Source organism: Promicromonospora sp. NPDC057488 (assembly GCF_042802395.1).
Taxonomy (GTDB): Bacteria; Actinomycetota; Actinomycetes; order Actinomycetales; family Cellulomonadaceae; genus Promicromonospora.
On record NZ_JBHVEG010000026.1, the window covers coordinates 42,468 to 54,365 of the forward strand.

Here is an 11,898-nt window from a genome sequence, read left to right on the forward strand (position 1 = left end):
GGGACAGGGGGAGAGGACGACGTGGGCGATCTCGCGCTGGAGTTCTGTGGCGAGTGGTTCGATCCTGCGCAGGCAGCGGACGGGTTCGACGTGGGCCGCGAGGGCGACCTCGCGATCGACGACAACCCCTACCTGCACCGTCGCTTCCTGCGCCTGACGCAGGAGGACGGGATCTGGTGGCTCTCCAACGTGGGCTCCCTGATCTCCGCGACGGTCTGCGACGCGGGCGGCGGGGTGCAGTCGTGGCTCCCGCCCGGCCACCGCCTGCCCATCGTCTTCCCGACCACCTCGATCGTCTTCACGGCCGGCCCCACCACCTACGAGCTGACCGCCCAGCTCACGGACGCCCCGTACCACGAGGTCCGCTCCGAGGACCCCGACACCGGCGCCACCACCATCGGCGCCATCAGCTTCACCACCAGCCAGAAGCAGCTCATCGTGGTGCTCGCCGAGCCCATGCTGCGCCGCGAGGGCACCGGCCTGAGCGAGATCCCGTCCAGCGCGGACGCGGCTCGCCGGCTGGGCTGGGCCACCACCCGGTTCAACCGCAAGCTCGACAACGTCTGCGAGAAGCTCGACCGCATCGGCGTCAAGGGACTGCGCGGCGGCCCCGGGGTGCTCGCCACGAACCGGCGTGCCCGGCTCGTCGAGTACGCGGTCGCCTCCCGCCTGGTGACTCCCGCAGACCTTCCACTTCTCGACCTGAAGGACGACGCCTGACGTGCGCATCAAGCTGACGCTGAACAGACCCGACGAGTCCGGCGTGAACGTCGCGGTCACCGCCGACGCCACCGCGACGGTGCGCGACGTGGCCGAGGCCCTCTTCTCGGGCGACCCCACCCGCAACGGCGCCCCGGCGCCCGAGAACCTGTCCCTGCAGGTCGTCGGTGACGGGTCGACGAGCTTCACCAGCGGCCGCGTGCTGACCCCCACCAGCGACCTGGTCCAGGCGGGGCTGCGCTCCGGGTCCGTGGTATCGATCGTCCGGGTCTCCGACCAGTTCGTGAACCCGGGGCAGGACCGCGGCACCGCCGTCGCGCAGCTGCGCGTCCTCGACGGGCCCGACGCCGGGCGCGACTTCCCGCTGCCGGTCGGCACGTCCTACATCGGCCGCGACCGGGGCATGGACATCCGCCTCCAGGACGGCCAGGTCTCCAAGCGGCACGCCCGCGTGGTCGTGGGCGAGTCCATCGAGCTGCACGACCTCGCCTCGGCCAACGGCCTGGTCATGGGCGGCAAGCGGATGACGCGCGCCGTGCTGACGTCGTCCGACACCGTGACCCTCGGCGAGACCACGCTCTCGGTGGTGGCGCTGCACCGGTCGACGAACATCGCGCCGACCAGCCCGGTCGTCGAGTTCAACCGGTCGCCGCGCGTGGTCACCCGGTTCGGCGAGATCAAGATCAAGGCGCCCAAGCCGCCCAAGCCCCCGCAGCCGCAGCGCCTGCCGTGGCTGATGATGCTCGCGCCGATGGCGATGGGCGCCGTCATGTACTCGGTCACCCGCAACCCGATCTCGCTGATCTTCATGTTCATGAGCCCGGTGATGATGTTCGGGATGTGGATGGACCGGAAGATCTTCGGCAAGAGGCAGTTCCGGGAGGCGTCCGAGCAGTTCGAGCAGGCCGTCGTCGCGACGTCGGAGCGCATCGACCGCACGCACGCCGTCGAGCGGGCCGTCCGGCTCGCGGAGCTGCCCTCCCTCGTGGAGTCCCTCGACGCCGTGCGCCGGCTCGGCGGGCTCATGTGGACCCACCGCCCCGAGCACCGCGGCTTCCTCTCGGTGCGGTTCGGGCTCGGCTCGGGCCCCGCCCGCACCCTGTTCGACGAGCCGCGCGAGAACGACGCGATCCCCGAGCACTGGCAGCGGGTGCTGGACCTGCAGGAGCAGTGCCTCACCATCCACGACGTGCCCATGGGTGCCGGGTTCCGGCACGGCGGCAACGTCGGCATCGCCGGGCCGAGCGGCGTGGTCGAGCCCGTGGGCCGCTCCGTGCTGCTGCAGCTCGTCGCGCTCCACTCGCCGGCCGAGCTCGTCGTCACCGCGCTCACCTCCGCGCGCTCGCGGGCCGACTGGGAGTGGCTCGAGTGGCTGCCCCACACGGGCTCGCCGCACAGCCCGCTCGGCGCGTCGGACCACCTGGCCGACGACCCGGCGTCCGGCCTCTCCCTGCTGACCCGGCTCGAGGAGCTCGTCGAGGCCCGGGGCGTCAGCCTCGACGGCAACGCGGCCCTCGTGGGCGAGCTCGACGCCGAGAAAGCCCGCACGGACCCGCCGCCCACGCCCGTGCTGCCGTCCGTCGTCGTCCTCGTCGAGGACGACGCCCCGGTAGAGCGGGCCCGGCTCGTCCGCCTGATCGAGCACGGCGCCGCAGCCGGCGTCCACGTGGTCTGGATCGCGCCCACGGTCGAGCAGCTCCCCGCGGCCTGCCGCACGTTCGTGCTGCTGGACCCGAACTCCAGCGACAACGGCGCCATGACGGGCGAGGTGCACTACGGCCAGCTCGCCTACCCGGTGCGCTGCGACGTCGCCGACCTCGGCACCGCCCGCGAGGTGGCTCGCATCCTGTCGCCGGTGGTCGACATCGGCGCGCCCACCGACGACGAGTCGGACCTGCCGCGGGCGGTCTCGTACCTGTCGCTGGCCGGCACCGAGCTCGGCAAGGACTCGGGCGGCGTGATCGAGCGGTGGCGGGAGAACCTGTCCCTCACCCCGCGCGACGGCTCGCCGCCGGTCCGGCGCAAGACCCCGACCAACCTGCGCGCGCTCGTCGGGCACGACGGCGTGGAGCCGTTCCACCTGGACCTGCGCACCCAGGGCCCGCACGCCCTCGTGGGCGGTACCACCGGTGCCGGTAAGTCGGAGTTCCTGCAGTCCTGGGTGCTCGGCATGGCGGCGGCGCACAGCCCCGACCGCGTGACGTTCCTGTTCGTGGACTACAAGGGTGGCGCCGCGTTCGCCGACTGCGTCAACCTGCCGCACACCGTCGGCCTGGTGACGGACCTGTCGCCGCACCTCGTGCGGCGCGCGCTGTCCTCGCTGCGCGCGGAGCTGCACTACCGCGAGCACCTGCTGAACCGGAAGAAGGCCAAGGACCTGGCGTCCCTGGAGCGCACGGGCGACCCCGAGGCGCCGCCGAGCCTGATCATCGTCGTCGACGAGTTCGCGGCCCTGGTCGGCGAGGTCCCGGAGTTCGTGGACGGCGTCGTCGACGTCGCCCAGCGTGGCCGCTCGCTCGGCCTGCACCTGATCCTGGCGACGCAGCGCCCCGCCGGTGTCATCAAGGACAACCTGCGGGCCAACACGAACCTGCGCATCGCGCTGCGCATGGCCGACGAGCACGACTCCAAGGACGTGCTCGGGGACGAGATGGCGGCGCACTTCTCGCCGTCGATCCCGGGCCGTGGCGCCGCGAAGACCGGCCCCGGCCGGCTCACCACGTTCCAGACCGGCTACGCCGGTGGCTGGACCACGGACGAGCCCGAGCGGTCGTCGCTGGACATCGAGGAGATGGACTTCGGCACCGGCCGCCGCTGGGAGCTCCCCGCGCCCGAGGTGATCGAGGACCGCGACCCCGGCCCCAACGACATCGCGCGCGTGGTCAGCACGATCCGTCGTGCGGCGAACGACGCGGGCGTCCCGACGCCCCGCAAGCCGTGGCTGCCGGAGCTGGCGCCCACGTACGACCTGGCGCTGCTGCCCAACCGGCGCACCGACTCCCAGCTCGTGCTCGGCGTGCTGGACAACCCGCCGGCCCAGGCCCAGCCGACCGTGCACTACGAGCCGGACAGCGACGGCAACCTCGCCATCTACGGCACCGGTGGCACCGGCAAGAGCACCACGATGCGCACCATCGCGGTCTCCGCGGGCCTGACGCACCGCGGCGGCCCCGTGCAGGTCTACGGCATCGACTGCGGCTCCGGCGGTCTGTCGATGCTGGAGAACCTGCCGCACGTCGGCGCGATCATCGCGGGCGACGACGAGGAGCGCGTTGGTCGTCTCCTGCGCCGCCTGCGCGACACGCTGGACCAGCGGGCCGACCGCTACGCCGCCGTGCGCGCCTCGACCATCGAGGAGTACCGCCGCCTGGCGAACAAGCCCGACGAGCCGCGCATCATCGTGCTCGTCGACGGCATCGGCGCGTTCCGCGACGCCTACGAGAACATCACGGCCCGCGGCTTCTCGATCTTCGGTACGTTCACGCAGCTCGCGACCGACGGCCGCCCCGTCGGCATCCACCTCGTCATGAGCGGCGACCGCGCCGTCTCCGTGCCGCCGTCGCTGGCCTCCACGGTGCAGAAGCGGATCGTGCACCGCATGGCGAAGGAGGACGACTACGTGATGCTGAACGTGGCCAAGGACGTCCTGACCCCGGCGTCCGCGCCGGGCCGCGCCATCATGCACGGCCAGGAGGCGCAGATCGCCGTGCTCGGCGGCGACTCCAACGGTGCCGTGCAGTCGCGCGAGCTCGCACGCCTGGAGCAGACCATGCGCTCGGTCGGCGGGGTGCCCCAGGCGCCCGGCGTCGAGCGGCTGCCCGAGTCGTTCACGCTGGAGCAGCTGCCCCAGCGCTCGGCGGAGCTGGCCACGATCGGTCTTCGAGACCTGGACATCGCCCCGATCGGCCTGCCGATGCGTGGCCCGCTCATGCTGGCGGGCCCGCCCGGCTCGGGTCGCACGACGGCGTTCGTGACGCTGGCGACGGCCCTGCGCCGGGCCGGCAGCGGGCGCCTCGTCTACCTGTCGTCGCGGCGGTCGAGCCTGTCCGTCATGGACCTGTGGGACATGTCGGCGCCCAGCCCCGAGGAGATCGTCGAGACCCTCAAGGACCTCACCGCGGCCCTCGAGAGCGATCGGCTGGCCCCCGGTACCCTCACCGTGATGATCGAGAACTACACCGAGCTCACGGGCACGCCCGCGGAGAAGCCGATGGAGGCCTTCGTCAAGCTCGCGTCCCGCAAGGACCAGCTCGTCATCGGTGAGTCGGAGTCGTCCACGTGGAGCAAGGCGTTCACGCTCGCCGGCCCGTTCAAGTCCGGCCGTAACGGCCTCCTCCTGACCCCGGGGGACTCGGACGGCGAGACGCTCATGAACACCCCGCTCGGCCGCATCCGCCGCAAGGACTTCCCGCCGGGGCGCGGGTTCCTCGTCACGGCGGGCCGCGCAACCAAGATCCACGTCGCCCTCCCAGGGTGACGGGGCATGGGGAGTCCTCCCCATTCCACGACGTCACGGGCCATGGAATAGTTCGTGACGTCGCAGAAACGGAGGTTGTCCGAGGGGGCAGCCACAGACAAAGGAGCTTGACATGGTCGCAGAGGGTGGCAACGTTTTCGGTCTTGATGTCGAGGCAGTCCGGAGCCTCGCCAACACGCTCCGTACGCAGGCCGAGGGCGTGCGTCAGGTCGTGACCACGATCACGAGCCAGATGGGCCAGACCCAGTGGAACGGTCAGGACGCCGTCCAGTTCCAGGAGGAGTGGGACGGTACCCACGCCGCCAAGCTCAACGAGATCGCCGCGGCGCTCGAGCAGTACGGCACGACGGCCGACAACAACGCTCAGATGCAGGACGAGACCTCGAGCGCGTACTGATCGAGCTCGAGCCTCTTCCAGAGGCCTGGCCCCGACAAGGGGCCGGTACCAAGGGGTGCGGGACCGACTACGGCCCGCACCCCTTGAGTCGTAAGGACAAAAGAATTCTCGGTTGTACCCAGGCGAGGCCCGACGCCGTCACCGGCGGGACGTGAGGAGAACCAAGTGAGCGGGGGAATGGTCGGCGCCGATATCGAGGCGCTGCGTTTGCTTGCGGACAAGTTTGACGAAGGTAGCGACCGGCTCGAGACCATCGTCACCACCGTGGAGTCGGCAGTCCCGCAGGACAGCGGCTGGAGCGGGCCGGACGCCGAGGGCTTCCGACAGGAGTGGAGCGGCAGCCATCTGGTGCGGCTCCGGGAGACGGCGGCCGCGCTGGGCGAGGTGGCCGGCAAGGTGCGGTCCAACGCCGACGCGCAGGAGCAGACGTCGAGCGACTACTCCGGCATCGGCGGTGGCACCGGTGGCACCGACGTCGCCGGGGCGAGCGACAGCGGCTTCAACTGGGACGGTCTCGGCCTGGCCGGGATGCTCGGGGCCAAGGGTGTCGGGTTCGGGCTGGCCGCCTGGAAGGCGATCAAGACGGGATCCGCGCTGACGAGTCTGGTGTCGGCGACCCGCCTCGGGGACGCGGCGAAGATCGCCGACGCGACGGCGGACGTCTACCGTGGCGCGGGTGGTCTCGTCGGGCGCACGGCGGCCAGTCTCGGCCTCGCCGAGGACTTCGGGCTCATCGGCAAGATGAGCAACATGGTCGGCCTGGCGAGCTCCGCCGGCACCATCGCGCGCGTGGCGGGCACCGCCGGTGGCGTGTTCGGCGTCGTCGGCGGTCTCAACCAGATGTTCAACACCCAGTACGACGGCGTCCGGGGCGGCGTCGACCGGGTCATGGGTGGCCTGTCGGTCGTCGGTGGCGCGGGCGGTATCGCGATCGCCCTCGGTGGCGCGGCGATGCTCGGCCCCGTGGGCGTCGGCATCGCCGTCGGCGCCGGCGTGGTCGCGGGTGCCTGGGCCCTGGGCAACCTGGTGTACGACAACTGGGACTCGATCTCGGGCGCCGTCACCGGAGCTGCGGACTGGGTGGGCGGCGGGATCAGCGCCGGCTGGAACGCGGCGGGTGATGCCGTCGGTAACATTGCAGACGCGGCAGGGGATGTCGTATCCGACGTAGGCGACGCGGTCGGCGACGGCCTCTCGGCCGCCGGCGACTTCGTAGGAGGGCTGTTCAGTTGAGCGAGCAGACGATGAACTTCACCAAGGCGGACTACGAGGCGGCCATCGCCGTGCTCGGGCGTGCCGAGGAAGGGAAGCCGGTCGGGATCGTGAACCTGACCGACGAGCAGGTCATGGTGCTCGACGGCGTCCAGGCCGTCCAGCCCACGCCGCTCCCGTGGCTCGACGCGCAGGGCGACGTCGACAAGGAGCTCGTCGGCAGGGTGGCGCTCCGTGCGCTCCTCGGCCAGGGCTACGTGGTGCCCGCCAGCCGCGGTGAGGGCCAGGAGGTCGGGATCGACGCGATCCCCGAGCTCACCGGCACGCTGGTGCTGCGCCGGACCGCCCAGGCGATCATCTCCGCGGAGCGCGTGACGACCCTCGGCCGGCACTGGGTGTTCTGCTACGTGCACGAGGGTTACGGGATCCTGGAGGAGGAGGTCGCCACCAGTGGCCACCACACCTACTCGGTGTACCCCGAGGCCTTCCTCGGCGAGCGGCTGGAGCAGTACCTCGACCCCACCTCGGCCGCGATCATGGCCGGCAAGCCGCGCACGTACACCGTGCCGGAGTTCGAGGCCGCCGCGCCGAACCTCCCCGAGCTCGCCGAGGCGCTGACCGTCACCGTGGTGGCGGTCGCCAAGGCCGGCGTCGAGACGCTCCGGAACGTGACCGTCTACTCGGGCCCGCGCGGTGTGTTCACGGTGCAGGGCGACCTGCGGGACGGCGTGGACGACCACCTGGTGCTCACCGAGGTGGGCGCGGGCGTCGTCCGCGGTCTCCCCGCGAAGCTGCTCGCCGCATGAGCGCTGCGGGAATGACTTCGGTCACCGGGGACCGCGTCCCCCGCAAGGCCCGCAGGATCGCCGCCGAGCTCCCCGAGCTCGGCGGCATCCGCCATGTCGAGGCCAACCCGCCGTCGCCCACCGCGTGGTGGGTCGCCGTCGGGGTCGCCGTGCTCTTCACGGTGATCATCTCCCTCGGTACCGGCGGCATCGTCGGTGCGGTCGTGCTGATCCCGGCCTGGGCGGTGATCGGCTGGATCATCCTCGGGTACATGGGGTCGGAGAAGGTGGTCGTGCTCGACCGTGGGCTGCTCATCGGCTCGTTCGCGCCGTTCCTGAAGCCCAGGGTGGTGCCGTTCGACCGGTTCGAGGTCGACTCCATCACCGCGGTGCGTCCGGGCTTCAAGCTCGCCGACATGCTCCCCGGCCGCACGCTCCTGATCACCGGCCGTACCGCGGTGTGGGCCTGGAACGGGGTGGCCTTCGTGGCCGCGCTGGGGCCTGTCGCGCAGCGGAGCTACGTCGACGCCGCCGGGACGTTCCGGGCGGAGGACCCCGAGCGTAGTGACCGGCTCGTGTGGTGGTTCGGCACCTGGCGGCAGCCCGACCGGCTGGTGGGCGCCCTGGAGTCCGCCCTGGTGGACCTGGGCCGGCCCGTGGCCGGGCTCTCGCAGCAGGTGCTGCCGCTGGTGCAGATCAGCGGCCGGCCCGCCGACGCCGCCACGCAGGTGCCCCGGCTGGTGGCGGCGCTGGAGCGGGCCTCGTGAGCGACGATCGCACCATCATCAGGTGGAGCCTCTGGATCGGCCTCGGGCTCTTCGGCGTGGTCGTCTTCGCCAAGTCGTTCGATCTCATCACCGTCGCGGTGATCGCGGGCCTGCTGGGCCTGCTGGCGCTGGGCTTCGCGGGATACGGCGCGCTGGACAACGCGGCCGAGCGCGCCAGCCTCCGCCGTCGTGCCGCCAAGGTCCAGCGGGAGCGCGAACAGGGCCGTTGAGCCCGGAACGCGAGGATTCTCACAGGAACCCCACGTCCACCCCCTGAACCGGGGGTGAGGGGCGCCTTACCCGGTCGGTAGACTCGGAAGCGGCCTTCGCTTCCCTTGTCCTCGACCGGAAGGCGCCCCTTTCGTGAGCACCACCCGACCCTTGCGCGTCGCCGTCGTCGGCGCCGGCCCCGCCGGCATCTACGCGAGCGACATCCTGTCCAAGTCCGCCCTCGACGTCAGCATCGACCTGTTCGAGCGCCTCCCGGCGCCGTTCGGCCTGGTGCGGTACGGCGTGGCGCCGGACCACCCGCGCATCAAGCAGATCATCGTCGCGCTCCACAGGGTGCTGAGCCGCGGGGACATCCGCCTGCTCGCCAACGTGGACTACGGCGTGGACCTGAAGCTCGAGGACCTGCGCCAGTTCTACGACGCGGTGATCTTCTCCACCGGGTCCATCAAGGACGCCGAGCTGGACGTCCCGGGCATCGACCTCGACGGCTCCTACGGCGCCGCGGACTTCGTGTCCTGGTACGACGGTCACCCCGACGTGCCGCGCACCTGGCCGCTGGAGGCGGAGCAGGTGGCCGTGATCGGCGCCGGCAACGTCGCGCTCGACGTGGCCCGCATCCTCGCCAAGCACGCGGACGACCTGCTGCCCACCGAGATCCCGGCCAACGTGCACGAGATCCTGAAGACCTCCCCGGTCACCGACGTGCACGTGTTCGCGCGCCGCGGCCCGGCGCAGGTCAAGTTCTCGCCGCTGGAGCTGCGCGAGCTGGGCCACGTGCCCGACGTCGACATCGTCGTGTACCCGGAGGACTTCGACTTCGACGAGGGCTCCGAGGCGGCGATCAACTCGTCCAACCAGACCAAGCAGGTCGTCAAGACCCTGGTGGACTGGACGCTCAAGGACCCCGCGCAGAACACGGCGTCGCGCCGCCTGCACCTGCACTTCCTGCACGCCCCGGCCGAGGTGCTCGGCGAGGACGGCAAGGTCGTCGGGTTCCGCACCGAGCGCACCGCCCTGCAGGGCGACGGCACCGCCAAGGGCACCGGCGAGTTCGTCGACTGGCCCGTGCAGGCCGTCTACCGCGCCGTCGGCTACTTCGGCTCCTCGCTGCCGGAGATCCCGTACGACGACGTCAAGGGCGTCATCACCAACCGCGAGGGCCGCGTCGTCGACATCGACGGCAACCAGGTCCCGGGCGTGTACGCCACCGGCTGGATCAAGCGCGGCCCGGTGGGCCTCATCGGCCACACCAAGTCCGACGCGTCGGAGACCATCCGGCACCTCGTCGAGGACGTCACCGGTGTGGCCGACGGCGAGGCGCCCGGCGACCTGACGGGCGGGCGCACCGCCCCGCAGGGCACCACGGAGGCCGTCACCGAGTTCCTCGCCGGCAAGGGCGTCGACTACATCGAGTGGTCCGGCTGGGAGCTCCTGGACGCTCACGAGCGGGCGCTCGGCGAGGCCGTCGGCCGCGAGCGGATCAAGGTCGTCCCGCGCGACGAGATGGTCACCATCAGCCGTCGCTCGTAGGCTGCTCACCGCAGACGTCCAGCAACCGTGCCCGGAAGACTCAGGTCTTCCGGGCACAGTTGCACGTGGGGCGCCGACCCGCCGGGGAACCCGGGGCCGGGCTGGCGCGTTCGGGTGGGAGGAAAGGAGTGCGATGCACAGGCACTACAACGGGCTGAAGACCGCCGCGCTGTTCGGTGGCATGTGGGCCGTGATCCTCGGGCTCTGGGCGCTCTTCGGGGCCAGGTCGAGCTTTCTGTGGATCTTCGTGCTCATCGGGCTGGTGACCACGGCCTACGGATACTGGAACTCCGACAAGCTCGCGATCCGCGCGATGCACGCGTACCCGGTGACGGAGCTGCAGGCGCCGGAGATGCACCGGATCGTGCGCGAGCTCTCGACGGCGGCGCGCCAGCCGATGCCGCGGCTCTACATCTCGCCGACCAAGGCGCCCAACGCGTTCGCCACCGGCCGCAACCCGCAGAACGCCGCGGTGTGCTGCACGGAGGGCATCCTGGAGCTCCTGAACGAGCGCGAGCTGCGGGGCGTGCTGGGCCACGAGCTGATGCACGTCTACAACCGCGACATCCTGACGTCGTCGGTGGCCTCCGCGCTCGCCGGCGTCATCACGGCCCTGGCGCAGTTCCTGCTCTTCTTCGGCGGCGGCGACCGCCGGGAGGGCGGCAACCCGCTCGCGGCGCTCGCCATGGCGCTCCTCGCCCCGATCGCGGCCATGCTCATCCAGATGGCGATCTCCCGCACCCGTGAGTACGACGCCGACGAGGACGGCGCCCGCCTGACGGGCGACCCGCTGGCGCTCGCGTCGGCGCTGCGCAAGCTGGAGCAGGGCACGCAGCGCGCCCCGCTGCCGCAGGACCGGGACCTGACCAACGTGTCGCACCTGATGATCGCCAACCCGTTCCGCGGCGCCGGCATCGGCCGCCTGTTCGCCACGCACCCGCCGATGCCGGACCGCATCCGCCGCCTCGAGGCCATGGCGGGCGGCCCCGACGCCGGCTACAACCCGGGCGGCCCGACGTCCGGCCCGGACTGGGGCACCCCGCCCGGGATGCTCTGAGACCACCCGCCCGCCGTCCGCGCGAACGTCCGCACCTCACCCGCGCAAAGCGTTCGTCGCGGTCGGCGGGTGCGGATACGGTGAGCAGATTCCGACCGGGCGTGCAGGGGCGCCCGGGTTGTTACGCAGAAGGAGCACCACACATGGCCGACTCGTCGTTCGACATCGTCAGCAAGGTCGACCGCCAGGAGGTCGACAACGCGCTGAACCAGGCCGCCAAGGAGATCTCGCAGCGGTACGACTTCAAGAATGTCGGCGCCTCGATCACCTGGAGCGGCGAGAGCATCGTCCTCGTCGCCAACTCGTCGGAGCGCGTGCTCGCGGCCCTCGACGTCTTCGAGACCAAGCTGGTCAAGCGCGGCATCTCGCTCAAGTCGATCGACGTGGGCGAGCGCGAGCCGAAGCCGTCCGGCAAGGAGTACCGCCTCGCGGCGACCCTCAAGGAGGGCCTGGCGGGGGAGTCCGCCAAGAAGGTCACCAAGATCATCCGCGAGGAGGGCCCCAAGGGCGTCAAGACCCAGATCACGGGCGACGAGGTGCGGGTGACCAGCAAGTCGCGCGACCAGCTCCAGGAGGTCATGGGCCTGCTCAAGGGCTCGGACCTGGACTTCGCGCTGCAGTTCACGAACTACCGCTGACGGCGCGGCGTCGGCAGTTTGCGCCGCAAAGTCGGCACTTTGCATTGAGGTCGGCACAGGCCTGTGCCGACCTCGATGCAAAGT

Annotated in this window: 10 protein-coding genes; all 10 read left to right on the top strand. The window is 71.3% G+C overall.

Features of this window, described 5'->3' with window-relative positions:
* Positions 1 to 21: 21 nt before the first annotated feature.
* The 10 genes from ACFU5G_RS07955 (at position 22) to ACFU5G_RS08000 (ending at position 11,814) form a co-directional block, all read left to right on the top strand.
* The gene (locus ACFU5G_RS07955) at positions 22 to 720 is read left to right on the top strand and encodes a hypothetical protein (RefSeq protein WP_020016060.1); all 699 of its coding nucleotides are present in this window, start codon (positions 22 to 24) and stop codon (positions 718 to 720) included.
* A gap of 1 nt (position 721) precedes the next feature.
* On the top strand, positions 722 to 5,197 hold the full coding sequence (locus ACFU5G_RS07960) for an FtsK/SpoIIIE domain-containing protein (RefSeq protein WP_377242503.1): 4,476 nt from the start codon (positions 722 to 724) through the stop codon (positions 5,195 to 5,197).
* A 112-nt stretch (positions 5,198 to 5,309) separates the two neighbouring features.
* Positions 5,310 to 5,594 (top strand): hypothetical protein, encoded by a 285-nt coding sequence (locus ACFU5G_RS07965; protein WP_377242505.1) that lies wholly within the window; start codon positions 5,310 to 5,312, stop codon positions 5,592 to 5,594.
* Between the two features lie 165 nt (positions 5,595 to 5,759).
* Positions 5,760 to 6,827: a WXG100 family type VII secretion target gene (locus ACFU5G_RS07970; protein WP_377242507.1), complete on the top strand. Its 1,068-nt coding sequence runs from the start codon at positions 5,760 to 5,762 to the stop codon at positions 6,825 to 6,827.
* Entirely contained in the window at positions 6,824 to 7,612 is a 789-nt protein-coding gene (locus tag ACFU5G_RS07975) for a hypothetical protein (RefSeq protein WP_377242509.1), read from the top strand. The genes ACFU5G_RS07970 and ACFU5G_RS07975 overlap by 4 nt, the downstream gene beginning before the upstream one ends.
* Positions 7,609 to 8,358: a hypothetical protein gene (locus ACFU5G_RS07980; protein WP_377242511.1), complete on the top strand. Its 750-nt coding sequence runs from the start codon at positions 7,609 to 7,611 to the stop codon at positions 8,356 to 8,358. Before ACFU5G_RS07975 ends, ACFU5G_RS07980 begins: the two co-directional genes overlap by 4 nt.
* Entirely contained in the window at positions 8,355 to 8,588 is a 234-nt protein-coding gene (locus ACFU5G_RS07985) for a hypothetical protein (RefSeq protein WP_377242513.1), read from the top strand. Before ACFU5G_RS07980 ends, ACFU5G_RS07985 begins: the two co-directional genes overlap by 4 nt.
* Positions 8,589 to 8,721: 133 nt before the next feature.
* Positions 8,722 to 10,119 carry an FAD-dependent oxidoreductase gene (locus ACFU5G_RS07990; protein ID WP_377242514.1) on the top strand — a complete coding sequence of 466 codons (1,398 nt, stop codon included), beginning with the start codon at positions 8,722 to 8,724 and terminating at the stop codon, positions 10,117 to 10,119.
* A 133-nt stretch (positions 10,120 to 10,252) separates the two neighbouring features.
* Positions 10,253 to 11,176: a zinc metalloprotease HtpX gene (gene htpX, locus ACFU5G_RS07995; protein WP_377242516.1), complete on the top strand. Its 924-nt coding sequence runs from the start codon at positions 10,253 to 10,255 to the stop codon at positions 11,174 to 11,176.
* Positions 11,177 to 11,319: 143 nt separating this feature from the next.
* Complete coding sequence (locus ACFU5G_RS08000) at positions 11,320 to 11,814, top strand: YajQ family cyclic di-GMP-binding protein (protein WP_036964559.1); 495 nt, start codon at positions 11,320 to 11,322, stop codon at positions 11,812 to 11,814.
* Positions 11,815 to 11,898: the final 84 nt, after the last annotated feature.

Bases quoted from the DNA above. Each gene is read 5' to 3' on its own strand.
- ACFU5G_RS07965 (WP_377242505.1), top strand. From the start codon at position 5,310: ATGGTCGCAGAGGGTGGCAACGTTTTCGGTCTTGATGTCGAGGCAGTC.
- ACFU5G_RS07980 (WP_377242511.1), top strand. From the start codon at position 7,609: ATGAGCGCTGCGGGAATGACTTCGGTCACCGGGGACCGCGTCCCCCGC.
- htpX (WP_377242516.1), top strand. From the start codon at position 10,253: ATGCACAGGCACTACAACGGGCTGAAGACCGCCGCGCTGTTCGGTGGC.
- ACFU5G_RS08000 (WP_036964559.1), top strand. From the start codon at position 11,320: ATGGCCGACTCGTCGTTCGACATCGTCAGCAAGGTCGACCGCCAGGAG.